The organism is Actinomadura latina NBRC 106108 (assembly GCF_001552195.1).
GTDB classification, from domain to species: domain Bacteria; phylum Actinomycetota; class Actinomycetes; order Streptosporangiales; family Streptosporangiaceae; genus Spirillospora; species Spirillospora latina.
In genome coordinates this window covers 304,315-321,041 of the sequence record NZ_BCQS01000011.1, presented here as the reverse complement: position 1 = coordinate 321,041, position 16,727 = coordinate 304,315, and the positions used below count along the sequence as shown (strand labels likewise).

Below are 16,727 nucleotides of genomic sequence, written 5' to 3'. Positions count from 1 at the left end.
TCTAGCACTTCGTTGATGCCGCGCGCTGGGCGGCGTCGTCGGGGATGGGGGCGCGGAGAACACGCTGGCCATCGCGCACCAGATGGCCGCGCACCGTGGTCAGAGGCACCTCCGGACCGGGCACCTGCCTTTCGCGTTGATCGCCGGGAGGTGCCGCGCCGTCGTCGTCAGCGCAGGGCAGGTGCTATCCCCATGGCCAGGCCTGCACCTTCTGCGGCTGCACCGATCCGGGCCGTCCCATAGTTGCCGGGCCTTGCGTGTGGATCTGTGACCAGTGCGTCACCACCGGCATCCTTGCCACCGGTGACCGCGCCCTGCGGCCCCGCTGAGAGGGCCGCCCCCTGCGGAGACCCTGGGCTCAGGCCGCGGGTTTGGTGGCTTGGACGATCGCCGAGTGCATCCCGTCGGCGAGCTGGTGGGTGGGGGTGATGGTGATGTCGGTGAACCCGGCGGCGGTTAGGTGGTCTCGGTATTCGGCGAAGGTGAGGGCTCCGGCGATGCAGGCGACGTGGTTGCCACGGGTCGCGCGGTCGGCGGGGGTCAGGTGGTTCTCGGCGACGACGTCCGTGATGCCGAGCCGTCCGCCGGGCCGCAGGACCCGATGGGTTTCGGCGAACACCGCGGCCTTGTCGGTGGACAGGTTGACCACGCAGTTGGAGATGACCACGTTGACGTGGTCGTCTGGGAGCGGGATCTGTTCCATGTGTCCTTTGAGGAACTCCACGTTGGTGGCGCCGGCTTCGCGCGCGTTGCGCCTGGCGAGGTCGAGCATCTCCTCGGTCATGTCCAGGCCGTAGACCTTGCCGCCTGGGCCGACGCGGCGGGCTGACAACAGGACGTCGATGCCGCCGCCCGATCCCAGGTCCAAGACGGTGTCGCCGGCGTCCAGCGCGGCGACGGCCAAGGGGTTGCCGCAGCCGAGGCTGGCGGTGACCGCGTCGGCGGGCAGATGCGAGCGGTCGTGGTCGGTGTACCTGGCGGCTCCGAAACCGGCCGCGTCCAAGGTGATTGGGGCGGCGCAGCAGTCGCCGTCCTGGGGTGAGGTCGAGCAGCAACCGGTGCCGGTGCGAGCGGTGACCGCTCGGGCGGCTGCGGCGTAGTGGGCTCGAACCTGGTCGCGTACCCGGCTGTTGTCCTTGGTGTCGGAAGCAGCGGCCGTGTTGGTGGTGTCGGGATCGGTCATGGGACGGTCTCCTCACAGGAAGCGGTTCGGGGTCTGGACGGTGCAGGATGGCGGTGCAGCGCCCGCAGCAGCGGCGGCAGGCCGACCGCGGCGGGCAGGAACCAGAAGGTGATCGGCGGCAGCAGCTTCCACAGCGGCAGCCGCGGCCCGTTGTCGACGTAGAACGCGGTCAGCAGGGTGATGTAGGACAGCGCCATCGCGGTGATGTGGTGGCGCAGCCACCCGTGCCATCGCCTCCGGCGGGCCGCGAACCCGATACCGGCGGCGGCGAGCGACAGGCCGCCGAGGACCAGCAGGTAGGCGGTGTGCGGCCGGGCGATGGCGATGCCGGACGCGGTGACTGTGACCACGGCCAGGGCACCCAGGTAGATGTGGCCGCGGCGGGGGTGGCGGCCGGGCCGTTTCGGGACGCGCATCGCGTCGATGCCGCTGAGGACGGCGGTCAGCCCGGCCGCGATGTGCAGGATGATCAGAACGTCCAGCAGCATGGTCATCCCCCTTCGGCCGGCCGGGTGTGCGCGGTGAGGAATCCGGCCAGGAGGTCGGCGACCTGGTCCGGCTGTTCTTCCATGAGCAGGTGGCCGGTGGCGGGCAGGATCACCAGGCGGTCGGGCTTCCGTTGGGTGCCGGGGATGTCGCGGTGCAGCCGCTCGGCCCATTCGGCGGGGAAATGCACGTCCTCGGCGCCCCAGAGGATCAGCGTCGGCGCCTCGAACCGCTGGAGGCCCCCGAGCGCGGCGGCGGTATGGGCCTGGTTGGCGGGATCGAGCTGCGCGGCGAGGAACCGCCGGGTCTTGCCACGCCGGTGGGCGCTGCCGAGGTTGGCGGCGATGTACCCGTCGACCAGCTCATCGGTGAGCGCGGACCGGTCATGCACGGCCTTCCCCGAGGCCAGCGCCCACCGGAACAGCGGCCGCCGCGACCACGCCCACAGCACCACGCGGCCCAGGACCGGCAGCTGGGTGGCGCGGACGAACGGCAACTCCTCCGCAGAGGGCCAGTTGTCGTACGCCTCCGCATCGGCCAGGACCAAGGCGGTGATCCGGCCGGGATGGTCGGCGGCCAGCAGCTGGGCGATCGCGCCACCCTGGTCATGGCCGACCACGGCCACCTCGCCCAAGCCCAGTTCGTCCAGCAATCCCAGCACCGCGTCGGCCTGGGCGGGCAGCCGCCAGTCGGCATCCGGCGGGGACTCGGTGTCCCCCAAGCCGAGCAGATCCGGCGCCACGCACCGGAACCGCGACCCCAGTCCGGCGATGACCCGCCGCCACACGAAGGACGAGAACGGACAACCGTGCAGTAACAGCACCGGCAGCCCGTCTCCTACATCGACATAGGCGATGCGAGCCGCACCGACCTGGACATGCCGTTTGGTCAGGCCGCGTTGATCATGCTCTGTCATCATCGGCCACCGCCGTTTCCTCGGTCAGGCACAACGCCAGGTCCAGTACCGCGGGAATGCACGGATCTGCGATGGAGTAGAAGATCCGGTTGCCGTCCCGGCGGGCGGCCACGATGCCCCGGTCCGTCAGCCGCTGCAGCTGGTTGGAGACCGCCTGCGGCCGCATCCCCACCTGCTCGGCCAACTCCCCCACCGGCACTTCGCCATCGCGGTGCAGCGCATGCAGCAACCGCAGGCGCGTGTCGTTCCCCAGCACCTTGAACAACACCACCAGCTGTGACGCCTGAGGTTGGGTGAGCAGGGGCCGCTCGGCCAGCGGCGGCTTACCCGCCATCTGCGGCGGCGTCAGCGCCGACGCAGATTCTGTGAAGCAGCACTCCAGAGCCTCGTTCTCCATAAGGCCACTATTACACGACCTCGTGGAATTGTGTAGCCACTCTGGGCGGCCGTGGCGGCGCCGATCACCGGGCCGTCGGGTCGCCGCCTGTCGCGCGGGCCCGGGCGTGGGAAGCGCGTTCGAATCCGTTAGGGTCGTGGCTTGGTAAGCCGGGAAGTCTGGTCAGCACTGCTGTCGCCGACCCCGGAAAGACTCAGATGACGAATCTGCTGCTCGCCTTCTCCGCCTTGTTGCTGCTCGCGGTGCTGGTGTCGAACCTGGCGCACCGGACCGTGCTGTCGACGGCGGCACTGTTCCTGGTCGGCGGGTTCCTGCTCGGCGACGGCGTCACCGACCTGGTCTCGCTGCAGCCCGGAGACGCCATCGTGTCCCGGCTGGCGGAACTGGCGCTGTTCGCGGTGCTGTTCACCGACGGCATGCACGCCGGCTGGCAGGACCTCCGCAGCGCCTGGCGGCTGCCCGGACGTGCCCTGGGCTGGGGCCTGCCGCTGACCTTGGGGATCACGGCCCTGTTCGCGCACTACCTCGTAGGGCTCGGCTGGGTGGAGGCGCTGCTGATCGCGGCCGTCCTCACCCCGACCGACCCCGTGTTCGCCGCCGCGCTCGTCGGCAACGAGAAGGTGCCGCCGCGGCTGCGCCACCTGCTGAACGGAACGTCCGAGATCGCGCTGGACGGGGACGTGGAAATGCTCAACTGGCTGGAGTTCGGCCCCAAGTCCGTCCCGCTCCGCCTGTCGGGTTGACCCGCGGAGTGCACGGTGGCGCCGTGACGAGCGGGATGGTTCAGCGCCGGGTTTCATCTGTTTCACGCGCGTCACCAGCACTTTTCATGGCGCTTGCACATCGTTCTGGGCAGTCGCGCGTGTTGCAGGTATATACGTCACATGCACGAATGCGTCATACCTGCATGCCGCCGATGAGTGCCACGCAGCGCCCATTCCGGCGGAGGAGAAGTGGCCGACCATCGAGACGGCCGGTGGATCATCACCGCGTATGACGGGCTCCCACCAGGGCTCGGTCGGAGGCGCCGCCCTGGCATTCATCGACGCCTCATACGGAAAGGACGGGTCATGTCCGATCATCCGCGGGTCGACAGCCGCTGGCGAGCGGTGATCGCCGCCATCGCCGTCGCCTGTCTCGCCGCCGCCGGCCTGGTCCTCGGCGGCCAGGCGAGCGCCGGCACGCTGTCCGGCACCCTCTACCGCGATCCGGACTCGCAGGTCGTCCGATGGGTCGCGGCCAACCCGAACGACGCACGGACGCCGGTCATCCGCGACCGGATCGCCAGCCAGCCGCAGGCGCGCTGGATGGCGGTGTTCAAGCCGGACACCGTGACATCAGAGGTCTCCTCGTTCGTCAACGCGGCGAGCGCGGTGAACCAGACCCCCGTACTCTCGGTGTACGAGATCACCAACCGCGACTGCGGCGGCGCCAGCGCCGGCGGCGCCCCCGACCTCGGCCAGTACCAGCAGTGGATCTCCAGGTTCGCGCAGGGTCTGAGCGGCCGCACGGTCATCGTCATTCTGGAGACCGACTCGCTCGCGCTGCAGACCTGCCTGGACGGCTCCGCGCTCGCGGCGCGCAACCAGGCGCTCACCCAGGCGGTACAGACGATCAAGAGCGCCGACCCGAACGCGAAGGTCTATCTCGACGGCGGCCACTCGGCCTGGAACTCCGCCACCGAGCAGGGCAGCCGGCTGAAGGCCGCCGGTGTCCAGTACGCCGACGGCTTCTTCACCAACGTGTCGAACTACCAGCCGCTGTCGAACGAGGCGGCGTACGGCCGGTCGATCATCTCCTACCTGCAGTCCCAGGGCATATCCGGCAAACACCAGGTCATCGACACCAGCCGCAACGGCGGGGCCGTCGGCGCCCAGGGCGACTGGTGCGGCGACGACAACACCGACCACCGCATCGGCACCTACCCGACCCTCGACACCGGCGACCAGAACATCGACGGCTACCTGTGGGTCAAGCTGCCGGGTGAGGCGGACGGCTGCGCCTACTCGGCCGGAACCTTCGTCCCCGACATCGCCTACAACCTCGCGCGCAACGCGCCCGATCCGCCTGCCTCGTCCAGCCCCACCCCACCCACGACCCCCCCGCCGGGCGACGGCGCCTGCACGGCGACCTACGTGACGGTGAACTCCTGGGGAGGCGGCTTCCAAGGTCAGGTCACCGTCACCGCCGGAACCTCGGCGATCAACGGCTGGAAGCTGGCCCTCTCGCTGCCCAGCGGCGTCTCGATCAACCAGCTCTGGAACGGCACGCTGACCACCAGCGGATCCACCGCCACCGTCACCAACACGTCGTGGAACGGCGCACTCGCCCCCGGCGCGTCCGTCCAGGTCGGCTTCACCGCCACCGGTACGGCCTCATCGCTCAGCCCCACCTGCACCTCATCGTGAACGGCACACTGAGTCTCACGGTGTGACGGCCCAGGCGCCCCGGCCTGGTTAGGCGTCTACCAGACCGGGGCGCTCCGGTCTCATCGACGACCGCCTGTGGGCACCGACAACGGCAGCGGCGCGGCCCGCCCACCGTGCCGCCGGAGGGCTCCGTTAGGGTCGTGGCTTGGTGAGCCGGGAAGTCTGGTCGGCACTGCTGTCGCCGACCCCGGAAAGACTCAGATGACGAATCTGCTGCTCGCCTTCTCCGCCTTGTTGCTGCTCGCGGTGCTGGTGTCGAACCTGGCGCACCGGACCGTGCTGTCGACGGCGGCACTGTTCCTGGTCGGCGGGTTCCTGCTCGGCGACGGCGTCACCGACCTGGTCTCGCTGCAGCCCGGGGACGCCATCGTGTCCCGGCTGGCGGAGCTGGCGCTGTTCGCCGTCCTGTTCACCGACGGCATGCACGCCGGCTGGCAGGACCTCCGCAGCGCCTGGCGGCTGCCCGGACGTGCCCTGGGCTGGGGCCTGCCGCTGACCTTGGGGATCACGGCCCTGTTCGCGCACTACCTCGTAGGGCTCGGCTGGGTGGAGGCGCTGCTGATCGCGGCCGTCCTCACCCCGACCGACCCGGTGTTCGCCGCCGCACTCGTCGGCAACGAGAAGGTGCCGCCGCGGCTGCGCCACCTGCTGAACGTCGAATCCGGGGTCAACGACGGGCTCATCCTGCCGTTCGTGGTGGTGTTCCTGGCCATCGCCCAAGGGGAAGAGAGCCTGCACCTCGGTGAGCTGGCGGGCGAGCTGGCGGGCGGGCTGGCCATCGGGGTGGCGATCCCGTGGGCCGCGATCATGCTGGTGCGGACCCGGTGGTTCGCGATCTCGCCCAAGTACGAGCCGTTGAACGCCGTCGCGATCGGGCTGCTGGTGCTCGCGACCGCGCAGGCCACGCACGGCAACCTGTTCCTGGCCGCGTTCGCCGCCGGCGTCACCGTCGCCACGGTCGGGCACCGCCACCGGGAGGCGTTCGAGGAGTTCGGGGAGCTGGTCGCCGAACTGCTCAAGCTGGCCGCGCTGCTGGTGTTCGGCGCGCTGCTGTCCCCCGCGTTCCTCGGCGACGTCGGCTGGACGGGCTGGGCCTTCGCCGTCCTCGCTCTCGTGGTCGCGCGGCCGGTCGCGATCTGGGTGTCGTTCCTGCGCTCCCGGCTGACCATGCGGGAGCAGGCCGCGGTGATGTGGTTCGGTCCCAAGGGCTTCGCCTCGGTCGTCTACGGCCTGCTGGTGCTGGAATCGGGGATCGCGGCCGGCGACCACATCTTCCACCTCGTGGGTGCCACCATCGCGCTGTCGATCCTCGCGCACTCCTCCACCGACATCCTCGTCGCACGCAGCTTCGACGACGAACGCGAAGTGCCGGCGTGGCACGGCAGGGCCCGGGCACGCATCCAGCGTTCCCGCCGCACAGCACCGGCTGATTCGCCGGCGGACTCCGGCGACGCCGGAGACGGCCCGTCAACGTAGAGCGGGCATTGAGCAGATAGTCTGGAATTCAGGTGTGCCGGGAAGTCTGGTCGGCGGTCCATTCGACGACCCCGCAGACGGGAGTACCGTGCACCCGACCTCGTCCGACCAGTCGCGCCGCAATGATGACCGCGGCCCGACCACGACCCTCGGCGATTTCCTCCGCCAGGAGACGACCGGCGGACGGCTGCTGCTCCTCGCCACAGCAGTGGCTCTGATCTGGGCGAACGCGGCCCCCGGCGGCTACGAGCAGGTCTGGGGCGCGAAGGTCGGATTCGGTCCGGACTGGCTGCACCTGCACTTGACGCTGGCGCACTGGGCGTCGGACGCCCTGCTGGCGATCTTCTTCTTCGTCGCCGGGGTCGAGGTCAAGCGCGAGTTGACGGTCGGGGAGCTGTCCGGGTGGCGGGCGGCCGCGCTGCCGCTGTTCGCGGCGGGCGGCGGAATGATCGTGCCCGCCGCCGTCGCCCTGGCCGTGTCGCGCGGAGCCGCCGCCGAGGGCGGCGCCTGGGCCATCCCGGTCGCCACCGACATCGCGTTCGCGCTCGGCGTCCTGGCCCTCGCGGGCGCCGGCCTGCCCACCGGCGTCCGCGTACTGCTGCTGTCGATGGCCGTCATCGACGACCTGGGCGCCATCGCGCTCATCGCGCTTCTGTTCACCTCCGGCGTCAACCTGGTCTACCTGCTCCTCGCGGTGCTGCTCTGCGCCCTGTACTGGTGGCTGCACCGCCGCCGCATCACCACGCCATGGATCATGGTGCCGCTGGCCGTCGCGGTCTGGGTCTGCGTCCACGGCACCGGCGTCCACGCCACCGTCGCGGGCATCGTCCTCGGCCTGCTCACTCCCGTCGCCCCGATCGGCGGCGAGAAGGAGAGCGCGGGTTCGCGGCTGGAACACCGGCTGCACCCGCTCTCGGCCGGGCTGGTCGTCCCGCTGTTCGCGCTCGCGGCGGCGGGCATCTCGATCGGCGCGTTCGGCGACGCCCTGACCGACCCGCTCGCCCAGGGCGTCTTCTTCGGCCTGCTGGCCGGCAAGTTCCTCGGCGTCTTCGGCGGCACCTGGCTGGTCGTGCGACTGGGCATCGGCACGCTGCCGAACGGGGTCGGCTGGGGGGACGTGGTCCCGGTCGCGATGCTGGGCGCGATCGGCTACACGGTCAGCCTCCTGGTCTCCCAGCTCGCCACCGCCGACACGGCCACCGCCGAGGTCGCCTCCACCGCCGTCCTGGCCGCCTCACTGCTGGCCTCGGTGATCGCGGTCGTCCTGCTGCGCCGCCGCGGCCGCGTCCATCATCCAGGCCGCTGACGGATCTGTCCCGCACGCCCCTCCGCGTTCTCGCCGAGGGCGGACGGACTCACGTTGCATAATGCAATAGTTAGCCTGGCGAATCGGCAAGGGGGCATGGGTGGGCGGCACGTCGGAAGGCGACCCCATACCGGTCGAGACGGGCGCGCGCGGCCTGGTGACCAAGGTCCGCGAGACCCAGTGGGGACTGGCCGTGCTGGCTCTGCTGGTCGGGGGCGGGGCCGGGTTGGGCGCCGTGGTCTTCCGTGAGCTCATCACGCTGTTCACCCACCTGTTCACCGGGCACGCTGACTACTCTGCGGCCGGGCGCGCGGCCAATCCGCATCTGCCGTGGCTCGGGCCGTTCTTCGTGCTGGCGGTGCCGGTGGTCGCGGGGCTGGTGTACGGGCCGCTGGTGCACCGGTTCGCGCCCGAGGCGCGCGGCCACGGCGTCCCGGAGGTGATGCTGGCCGTCTCGCAGCGCGGCGGGCGTATCGGTGCGCAGGTCGCGGTGGTCAAGTCGCTGGCCTCGGCGCTGACCATCGGTTCGGGCGGCTCGGTCGGACGTGAGGGCCCGATCGTGCAGATCGGCGCGGCCCTCGGCTCGACGCTGGGACGTATCGCGCGGGTCGCCGAGAGCCGGCTGCGCATCCTGGTCGCGTGCGGTGCGGCCGGCGGTATCGCCGCGACCTTCAATGCGCCGCTGGCCGGGGTCTTCTTCGCGATGGAGCTGATCCTGCGCGACTTCACCGCCGAGTCGTTCGGTGTGGTGGTGCTGGCCAGCGTGACGGCCAGCGTGATCGGCCGGGCCGTGTTCGGATCGGCGTCGTTCATGTCACCGCCGGACTTCCACGTCTCGCACCCCGTCGAGTACATCCTGTTCGCCGTGCTGGGATTGCTGGGCGCGTTCGCCGGGGTGGGTTTCACTCGCGTCCTGTACGGGGTGGAGGACCTGTGCGACCGCGTCTGGCGCGGGCCCGAGTGGCTGCGCCCGGCCGCCGGCGGGCTGCTGCTGGGCGGGCTGCTGCTGGCCGTGCCGCAGATGTACGGCGTGGGATACCCCGTCCTGCAGAACGCCGTGAACGGCAAGTACGTGATCGGGTTCCTCCTCGTGCTGCTCGTCGCCAAGATGGCCGCCACCAGCCTGACCATCGGCATCGGCGGCTCCGGCGGGGTGTTCGCGCCGAGCCTGTTCATGGGCGCGATGCTCGGCAGCGCGTTCGGCGCGGCGGTCCGCCAGCTCGTCCCCTCGGTCACCACCTCACCGGGCGCGTACGGGCTCGTCGGCATGGGAGCGGTGTTCGCCGGCGCCGCCCGCGCCCCGATCACCGCCGTGGTGATCTTGTTCGAGCTGACCGGCGAGTACTCCATCATCCTGCCGATGATGACCGCGATCGTGGTGGCGGCCCTGGTCAGCCGCCGCCTGTCGGACGCCACCGTCTACAGCCTCAAGCTCCGCCGCCGCGGCATCGACCTGGACGTCTCGCCCGCCGACCCGCGCCTGACCCGCCGTGTCGCCGGCGTGATGGAGCCCGTCCCCGAGCCGCTGCCGAGCACGCTCTCCCTGGCGGACGCATCACGATGGCTCGCCCTCTCCGAGCACGGCGCGCTGCCGGTGCTCGATGACCACGGCACCTACCAGGGCGTCGTCACCGCACGCGCGGCGGCCGAGGCCCTCGCCGACGCCGAGTCGCAGACCGACGCGGCCCATCACCCGCCGACCGCCGGTGCGCTGGCGCAGATGCCCACGCCGCTCACCACCGGCATGCCGCTGGCCGACGCGCTCCACATCCTGACCACCACCGACGGCACCGGCCTGCCGGTCCTGGACGACGAACGCACCCTTCTCACCGGCTGGATCACCCATCAAGCCGTCCTCCGCGCTCTTCACGCCCCTGCCGACGCCACCGCGGACGCCCGGGTGTCAGCGGATCAGAAACAGCTCGCCGTCCCGGGTCAGGGAGTTGCACCGCCAGCCACTGACCCGGACGAGTGCCGGTCAGCGACTTCCGGCTAGTTCGCCCGGCAGGGTGCCGTGCATGTGGGCGCTGTGCTCGTTGAGGCCGACGATCTCGACGGTCTTGCCCCCGGCGTTCGTACCTGGCGGTAAGGCACCGGTAGCGGAGCCGGACGTCGTCGCGCGCGCTCGTGCCAGCAGTCTCCGGTTACGAGAGGGTATATTGCAGGCGGCGCTGTAAAGGGGCCGCTGAGTCTTCTGTCTCAACAGACCAGAACCGCTCCCGGTGGGCATCCTGTGCGCAGACACCGAGCTGCGATGACCCCGGTCGAAACGCGAGGATCCTAACTTCATGGGCGCACTGTTCGAAGAGCTCGACTGGCGTCCGACGCCGATGGGCGCCGTGAGTCTGAGAAGGCGGCGGGACCCCGTTCTCAGCGCCGACGTCTACGAGATCAAGCTCGATGACGATTTCCTGATGTCCAGCCTGTGGACGGCCGGGGAGATCGAACTCGCCCGCCTCGGCCTGGACGCCGCGCCGGGTGAGGCTCTCGACGTGGTCGTCGGAGGGCTCGGGCTCGGCTACACCGCCCACACCGCGTTGGACGATCCCCGCGTGCGCTCACTCGTCGTGGTGGAAGCCCTCGGCGAGGTGATCGGATGGCATCGGGCGCGGCTCGTGCCGCTCGGGGAACGGCTGACGACCGATGAGCGCTGCCGGCTGGAGCAGGGCGACTTCTTCGCGATGGCCTCATCGCAGGACGGGCTGGACCCGCGGCGGCCGGGAGCCCGCTTCCATGCGGTCCTGCTCGACATCGACCATTCGCCGCGCCACGTCCTGAATCCACAGCACGCTTCCTTCTACCTGCCCGGGCCGCTGGGCCGACTGGCCGCGCAGCTGCATCCCGGCGGTGTCTTCGCCCTCTGGTCGAACGATCCGCCCGACGACGGTTTCACCGCCGTGCTCGGTGACGTCTTCGCGGACGTGACGGCTCACGTCGTGGAGTTCCCCAATCCCGTCCAGGGGAGCACGGCGGCCAACACCGTCTACGTCGCACGCACTCCGATCCACGGGCCCGGCAGGTAGGTGCGCAGCAGCGCCTGCTCGGAGCCGGTGACCACGCTCGCGCAGTCCACTTCGCGCCCGGCGCGGGCGTGCTCGGCTTCACCGCCCCCTGCGAGTGCGCGGACTGAGTCGGCGGCCGGTCAACGACGCCGGCACCTGATCCGTCTTGTGCGAGGTCGTGGTGTGGTGGTCGGTGATCCAGCGGGCGGCGAGGAGGCCGGAGCCGGCGGTGAGGACGGCGGCGGCGATGACGGTGGAGTTCAGGCCGAGGGTGTCGCCGAGGATGCCGGCGATCAGCGCGCCGGCGGCGTAGCCGATGTCGCGCCAGAACCGGTAGGTGCCCAGGGCGTTGGCGCGCCAGGTTGGGTGGGCGTGGTCGGAGACGGCGGCGATCAACGCGGGGTAGACCATGGCGGTACCGATGCCGAGCGCGACGGCCGACAGGATCCCCGCGAGCAGCGGCCAGTTCAGGAGGGCGAGGGCGAGGACGAATCCGGCGGCCTGGACGAGCATGCCGGTCACGATGAGGGGTTTGCGGCCGATGCGGTCGGCCAGGTGGCCGGTGGGGATCTGCCCGAGGCCCCACAGGATCGGATAGAGGCCCTTGATCAGGCCGACGGCGGCCAGGCCCAGGCCGTGGTCGGTGAACAGCAGGGGGAAGACGCCCCAGGTGAGGCCGTCGTTGAGGTTGTTGACCAGTCCGGCCTGGCTGGCGCCGCGCAGCGAGCGGTCGCGCCAGGACGTGAGCGCGAACGCCGTGGCCAGCCCGGTCGGCTCCGTGGCCGGCCCGGTCGGCTCCGCGGCCGGCGCGGGTTTGGGGTGCTGAGCGAGTTCGAGGGCGAGGTGTGCGGCGGTGTCACGCACGACCAGCGACAGTCCCAGACCGGCGACCACGAACACCACGCCGATGAGTTCGGGCGCGGGTCTCAGGCCGTGGGCGGTGGCCAGGTAGCCGGTGGCGAGCGCGGTGGCGCCGACGGCGACGTATCCGGCGGCCTCGTTCAGCCCGGTGGCGAGCCCGCGGCGGGCGGGGCCGACCAGGTCGATCTTCATGTTGACCGTCATCGACCAGGTCAGGCCCTGGTTGACGCCGAGCAGCACGTTCGCGGCGATGATCCAGCCCCAGGACGGCGCCCAGGCCAGGACGAACGGCACGGGGATGCCGAGGAGCCAGCCGGCGAGCAGGAGTTGCTTGCGGCGGAACCGGGCCGTCAGCGCACCGGCGGCCAGGTTGGTCAACGCCTTGGTGACGCCGAAGGCGATGATGAAGGAGAACACCACCAGGTCGCTGGTCAGCCCGAAGATCTCGCTGCCGATCAGCGGGACGGTGGTGCGCTCCAGCCCGACCAGGCCGCCGACGGCGATGTTGACGATCACCAGCAGCGTGAACTGCGGCCAGTTCTCGCGCAGCCCCAGCCGCACCGGCCTGCCGGCCTCTGGGGTTCGGGCGGGAGTGCTCACGTCGTGTCCTTTTGAGGCCCGTGGTCCGGGAGGCCGGCGGCGGTCATGGCTCGTCGGCATCGGCGCAGCCCATGGGGTCCTCCAGGGTTCAGGGTCGGACAGAGGCGGCTTGCGGTCACCGCACTCACCATCAACTACACTATTCTATGGATATATGGAGGATGTCATGGCGGAGAGCACCACCGCGCGCTCCAAGGCGCAGTTGTACGAGGCGTTCGCGGTCGGCGGGAAGGCGCTGGCCAGCGGAAAGCGCCTGGAGCTGCTGGATCTGCTGGCTCAGGGCGAGCGGACCGTGGAGGCGCTGGCCACGGCGGCCGGGCTGAATCTGACGACGGCGTCGGCGAACCTGCAGACGCTCAAGCAGGCCGGATTCGTCACCGCACGCCGCGAGGGGGTGCGCATCCACTACCGGCTGGCAGGCGACGACGTCGCGCAGTTGCTGGCACTGCTGCGCAAGGTCACCGACGCCCACCAGCCCGCCGTCCCGGCCGCCCGGGACGCCTATCTGGGCGAGGACGGCGGCCCGGAGATCGGCCGCGAGGAGTTGCGCGCCCGCGCCGGGGACGTGGTGGTGCTGGACGTGCGGCCGGTGACCGAATACCTGGCCGGGCACATACCGGGTGCAGTCAGCATCCCGGTCGGGGAACTGGCCGACCGGATCGACGAACTGCCCGCCGACACCGAGATCGTGGTGTACTGCCGCGGCGAGTACTGCGTGCTGGCCTACGACGCGGTCCGGCTGCTGACCGACCGCGGCCGGCGCGCGATCCGCCTTGACGACGGCATGCTGGAGTGGCGTCTGGCCGAGATGCCCGTCGATGCCGGGGACCTGGCGTGACCGATTCCGCACCGGCCGCGCATCAGGGGCTCGCGGCGGGCCGAGGGGCATTCCGGCGGGTCATCCGGTGGGCCGGACTCCGTTGAACGACAGGTCGAGAAGCAGCGCCAGGTGTTCGGCCGCGTCCGACGCCCGGTCCTCGGCCCAGTCGCGCATGGCGGCCTCGAAGGTGCGGGCGATCTGCGCGGTGATGAGAGTGGGCGGGATGTCGGTCCGTACGGCGCCGGCGGCGGCGCCGCGCTCGATGAGCCGTTCCACCTGCTCCATGACGGGAGGGCGGGCGCCTTCGCCGAGCAGCGCGGCGTGCCGGATCGGGAGTGTGTAGACGAACCTGGCCAGTTGTTCGTCGGCCACCATCCGGCCCGCGGTGGTGGTGAGGAGTTCGCGGACGCGGCGCAGCGCCTCGGCGTCCGTGCCCGGCGGCGTCGGCACGGGCCGGTCCTTGACCAGCCGGGCGAACAGTTCGGCCAGGATCTCCTCGCGTTCGGCGAAGTGCTTGTAGAAGGTGGCGCGCGAGACACCGGCCTCCTTGGCGATGTCCTCGACGCGCACGCCGACGTAGCCGTGCTCGGCGAACAGGCGCAGCGCCGTGTCGAGCAACTGGGAGCGGACGCGCTCGCGTCCGTCCTGGCGGGCCCGGCCGAAGCCGGGTGACCGGACGGTCATCTAGGTCCTCCGGCGGTCGTCGGGTTCGTGCGCGTCGGCACGTCGGCTGACACGAATCTACCGTCACCGCGGCGGACCCCCCGCCGGACGACCGGAACACACGTCTTCAGGAGGTAGCCGCTGCCGCCGGGATCACCGCCCGGGTGGTCGACTCACCCGGGCGCCTGCCGATGCGGGCCATCGGAAGCTCCCTTCCCGCCGGCACCGGCCGACGGGGCCGGCGCCTACGGCCTCTGCTAGTAAAGAGACGTGTCGGCACACCCGGATGTCCCGCACGGACGCAGCGACGTCCGGCGCAACCGCTGGGCACTGCTGGAGGCCGCCGCGGCGGCGCTGGCGCAGAACCATGTTCGTCTAGGAGCACCCATGGACATCACCGAAGACCGGCTCGCCGGCATCCCCGCCAACGACGGCGAGGGCCGGAACTCGGGAAGGCCGGACGGCGTCTTCTGCCACGTCCGGACGGCCGCGTGAGCGGGGGCCCATCCGCCTCTCACGAGGCCGAAGGCGGGGAGAGCGAACCGGAGCGTCCGTCCGAAAGCGAGCCGGACGCGCGGTTCACCTGGGCCAACGAACGGACGTTCCTGGCGTGGAACCGCACGGCGCTCGCCCTGGTCATCGGCGGGCTGGCCGTCGGGCAGCTGCTGCCGCCGTTCCCCGGGCTGCCCTGGGGCCGGCACCTGCTGGCCGTGCCGCTGATCGTCTTCGGCGCCGTCCTGTCCATCGGCGGCCTCGTCGAGTGGGACCGCAACCAGCATGCGCTGCGCCGCGGGGAACCCCTGCCGCGCTCGCCGCTCCCCCGCATCCTCGCGATCACCATCGCCGCGGTCGCGGTGGCGGCCGCGGTGCTCGTCCTGCTGTCGGAGGCCCTCGATTGATCCCCGAGGACGTCGAAGACCTCGATCCCGGCCTGGCCCGGGAACGCACCGAGCTGGCCTGGTTCCGCACCGCCGTCTCCTTCGCGGCCGTCGGCGGCGCCATGCTCAAGACCGCACCCGTGGTCGGCGGGCTCGTCCTGGGCATGAGCGCGCTGGTCTACCTGCTGGGCCGCGTGTCGCGTCCGGCCGGACGCGTGGCCGAGCACGCGCGGCGCCGCGCCCTGCTGCTCATCACCGTCGCCGTGACCGTGGTGTCCGCGGTCGCGCTCGCGACGGTCTTCCTCGCGTCCGGCAGCCTGTTCCCGCTGCCCTGACCGCTTGCCGGGATCCGCGCGGGACGCCAGCGGTCCCGGCAGGTCGTTCGGCGGCGTCAGGCCAGCGTGAGGAACAGTCTCTCCAGCTGGGCCCGGTCGGTCTCGGCCTGCTCCGTCCCCGCGTCGCCCTCACGTGCCGCGCACTGTTCCAGGCCGGTTGCGATGATCTTGAAACCGGCGCGGTCGAGAGCGCGCGAGGCGGCGGCGAGCTGGTTGATCAGGTCGGCGCAGTCGCGGCCCTCCTCGATCATCTTGATGACGCCGCCGATCTGCCCCTGGGCGCGCCGGAGCCGCACGACGACCTCGGCCAGGGATCCCTCGTCCAACTCCATCTTCGCCGTCTCCTTCTCAGGCGCTGCGCCGCTGCTCGGCGGCGCGCCGGCGCACATCGTCCATGTCCACGGCCCGCGCCTCCTCGATCAGCTTCTCCAGGTCCGGCTCGCGCAGCGCGCCGGGCTGGGCGTACAGCACGACCCGGTCACGGATGATCACGAGGGTGGGGATGGAGGAGATCTGGAAGGCACCGGCCAGTTCCTCCTGGGCTTCGGTGTCGACCTTGCCGAACACGATGTCGGCGTGCTTCTCCGAGACCCGCTCGTACACGGGTGCGAAGAAGCGGCAGGGCCCGCACCAGCCGGCCCAGAAGTCGATCAGGATCATGTCGTTGCCGCCGAGGACGTCCTCGAAGTTCTCGCGCGTCAGTTCGGTCGTGGCCATCGCCGCCTCCATTGCGGTTTGGATACCCGTACGGGTATGAGAACAAGCACGCTGCCCCTTTGATTCCTTCATCCTTCATACCCGTAGGGGTATTGTGGAAGCCACCAGGGGGTGTGCATCACCGGCCATCCCGACACGTGCACAGAGCCTGCCCGGGCAGAACCGATCCTGGGGTACCCGCCCCGGGCTGTTGAGAACGAACGAGGGGAGAGTTCGATGAACTACGGCATGACCGTCCGGCTGCACCGGCCGTTCACCGAGACCGTCGAGCAGGTCAGGGCGGCGCTGAAGGAGCAGGGATTCGGCGTGCTCACCGAGATCGACGTGCGCGCCACGCTGGACGAGAAGCTCGGCGAGACGATGGAGGACTACCTGATCCTCGGCGCCTGCAACCCGCCGCTCGCCCACCGGGCGCTGGAGGTCGATCGGCGGATCGGTCTCCTGCTGCCCTGCAACGTCGTCGTCCGGTCCGAGGGTGACGACACCATCGTCGAGGCACTGGACCCGCAGGTCATGGCCACGGTGAGCGAGCAGCCGGGCCTCGCGCCGGTCGCCGACGATGCGGCCGGCAGGCTCACCGCGGCACTGGAATCCCTGCCCCGCTGAGCCCGCCGGTCATCGCCGCACCCGAGCCGGCGGGGCCGCGTGTTCCGCGTCC

19 protein-coding genes are annotated in these 16,727 nt (G+C 70.9%); 11 read left to right on the top strand and 8 right to left on the bottom strand.

What is annotated here, in order from left to right; translation table 11 throughout:
* Positions 1 to 358: 358 nt before the first annotated feature.
* The 4 genes from arsM to AL2_RS17430 form a co-directional block, all read right to left on the bottom strand.
* Positions 359 to 1,183, bottom strand: coding sequence for an arsenite methyltransferase (gene arsM / locus AL2_RS17445; protein WP_067634891.1), 825 nt, complete (start codon positions 1,181 to 1,183; stop codon positions 359 to 361).
* Complete coding sequence (locus tag AL2_RS17440; RefSeq protein ID WP_067634890.1) at positions 1,180 to 1,671, bottom strand: hypothetical protein; 492 nt, start codon at positions 1,669 to 1,671, stop codon at positions 1,180 to 1,182. Before AL2_RS17440 ends, arsM begins: the two co-directional genes overlap by 4 nt.
* A 2-nt stretch (positions 1,672 to 1,673) precedes the next feature.
* Entirely contained in the window at positions 1,674 to 2,492 is an 819-nt protein-coding gene (locus AL2_RS17435) for an alpha/beta fold hydrolase (protein WP_067634889.1), read from the bottom strand.
* A 79-nt stretch (positions 2,493 to 2,571) separates the two neighbouring features.
* Positions 2,572 to 2,982 (bottom strand): ArsR/SmtB family transcription factor, encoded by a 411-nt coding sequence (locus AL2_RS17430; protein ID WP_210748131.1) that lies wholly within the window; start codon positions 2,980 to 2,982, stop codon positions 2,572 to 2,574.
* Positions 2,983 to 3,179: 197 nt separating this feature from the next.
* On the opposite strand from AL2_RS17430, the gene AL2_RS17425 reads away from it, so the two are divergent.
* The 6 genes from AL2_RS17425 to AL2_RS17400 all read left to right on the top strand — a co-directional run bounded on the left by AL2_RS17425 (position 3,180) and on the right by AL2_RS17400 (position 11,216).
* Positions 3,180 to 3,725 carry a cation:proton antiporter domain-containing protein gene (locus tag AL2_RS17425; RefSeq protein ID WP_083946611.1) on the top strand — a complete coding sequence of 182 codons (546 nt, stop codon included), beginning with the start codon at positions 3,180 to 3,182 and terminating at the stop codon, positions 3,723 to 3,725.
* 327 nt (positions 3,726 to 4,052) lie between these two features.
* Entirely contained in the window at positions 4,053 to 5,390 is a 1,338-nt protein-coding gene (locus AL2_RS17420; RefSeq protein WP_067634888.1) for a glycoside hydrolase family 6 protein, read from the top strand.
* A 222-nt stretch (positions 5,391 to 5,612) separates the two neighbouring features.
* Positions 5,613 to 6,887, top strand: a complete 1,275-nt coding sequence (locus AL2_RS17415; protein ID WP_067634887.1) for a cation:proton antiporter — start codon at positions 5,613 to 5,615, stop codon at positions 6,885 to 6,887.
* 88 nt (positions 6,888 to 6,975) lie between these two features.
* Positions 6,976 to 8,193, top strand: coding sequence for a Na+/H+ antiporter NhaA (nhaA, locus tag AL2_RS17410; protein WP_067634886.1), 1,218 nt, complete (start codon positions 6,976 to 6,978; stop codon positions 8,191 to 8,193).
* A 100-nt stretch (positions 8,194 to 8,293) separates the two neighbouring features.
* The gene (locus AL2_RS17405; protein WP_083946609.1) at positions 8,294 to 10,189 is read left to right on the top strand and encodes a chloride channel protein; all 1,896 of its coding nucleotides are present in this window, start codon (positions 8,294 to 8,296) and stop codon (positions 10,187 to 10,189) included.
* A gap of 292 nt (positions 10,190 to 10,481) precedes the next feature.
* Positions 10,482 to 11,216 carry a spermidine synthase family protein gene (locus AL2_RS17400; protein ID WP_067634885.1) on the top strand — a complete coding sequence of 245 codons (735 nt, stop codon included), beginning with the start codon at positions 10,482 to 10,484 and terminating at the stop codon, positions 11,214 to 11,216.
* Positions 11,217 to 11,294: 78 nt separating this feature from the next.
* Here AL2_RS17400 and AL2_RS17395 read toward each other — a convergent pair whose 3' ends face one another.
* Complete coding sequence (locus tag AL2_RS17395; RefSeq protein WP_245666701.1) at positions 11,295 to 12,656, bottom strand: MFS transporter; 1,362 nt, start codon at positions 12,654 to 12,656, stop codon at positions 11,295 to 11,297.
* A 166-nt stretch (positions 12,657 to 12,822) separates the two neighbouring features.
* On the opposite strand from AL2_RS17395, the gene AL2_RS17390 reads away from it, so the two are divergent.
* On the top strand, positions 12,823 to 13,494 hold the full coding sequence (locus AL2_RS17390) for an ArsR/SmtB family transcription factor (RefSeq protein WP_067634884.1): 672 nt from the start codon (positions 12,823 to 12,825) through the stop codon (positions 13,492 to 13,494).
* A gap of 60 nt (positions 13,495 to 13,554) precedes the next feature.
* Here AL2_RS17390 and AL2_RS17385 read toward each other — a convergent pair whose 3' ends face one another.
* Positions 13,555 to 14,160: a TetR/AcrR family transcriptional regulator gene (locus AL2_RS17385; RefSeq protein WP_067634883.1), complete on the bottom strand. Its 606-nt coding sequence runs from the start codon at positions 14,158 to 14,160 to the stop codon at positions 13,555 to 13,557.
* Positions 14,161 to 14,409: 249 nt separating this feature from the next.
* On the opposite strand from AL2_RS17385, the gene AL2_RS39215 reads away from it, so the two are divergent.
* From AL2_RS39215 to AL2_RS17375, 3 genes are read left to right on the top strand one after another with little or no spacing between them, the layout of a single operon-like run.
* Positions 14,410 to 14,634 carry a hypothetical protein gene (locus AL2_RS39215; RefSeq protein ID WP_245666700.1) on the top strand — a complete coding sequence of 75 codons (225 nt, stop codon included), beginning with the start codon at positions 14,410 to 14,412 and terminating at the stop codon, positions 14,632 to 14,634.
* Positions 14,631 to 15,038 carry a YidH family protein gene (locus AL2_RS39210; RefSeq protein ID WP_067634882.1) on the top strand — a complete coding sequence of 136 codons (408 nt, stop codon included), beginning with the start codon at positions 14,631 to 14,633 and terminating at the stop codon, positions 15,036 to 15,038. The genes AL2_RS39215 and AL2_RS39210 overlap by 4 nt, the downstream gene beginning before the upstream one ends.
* On the top strand, positions 15,035 to 15,352 hold the full coding sequence (locus tag AL2_RS17375) for a DUF202 domain-containing protein (protein ID WP_067634881.1): 318 nt from the start codon (positions 15,035 to 15,037) through the stop codon (positions 15,350 to 15,352). Before AL2_RS39210 ends, AL2_RS17375 begins: the two co-directional genes overlap by 4 nt.
* Positions 15,353 to 15,408: 56 nt before the next feature.
* On the opposite strand, the gene AL2_RS17370 is transcribed toward AL2_RS17375, so the two are convergent.
* Both AL2_RS17370 and AL2_RS17365 read right to left on the bottom strand, forming a co-directional pair.
* Positions 15,409 to 15,684, bottom strand: coding sequence for a metal-sensitive transcriptional regulator (locus AL2_RS17370; protein WP_067634983.1), 276 nt, complete (start codon positions 15,682 to 15,684; stop codon positions 15,409 to 15,411).
* A gap of 16 nt (positions 15,685 to 15,700) precedes the next feature.
* A complete protein-coding gene (locus tag AL2_RS17365; RefSeq protein WP_067634880.1) occupies positions 15,701 to 16,069 on the bottom strand; it encodes a thioredoxin family protein in 369 nt (122 codons plus the stop codon).
* A 216-nt stretch (positions 16,070 to 16,285) separates the two neighbouring features.
* On the opposite strand from AL2_RS17365, the gene AL2_RS17360 reads away from it, so the two are divergent.
* On the top strand, positions 16,286 to 16,675 hold the full coding sequence (locus AL2_RS17360) for a DUF302 domain-containing protein (protein WP_067634879.1): 390 nt from the start codon (positions 16,286 to 16,288) through the stop codon (positions 16,673 to 16,675).
* The last annotated feature ends 52 nt before the right edge of the window (positions 16,676 to 16,727 follow it).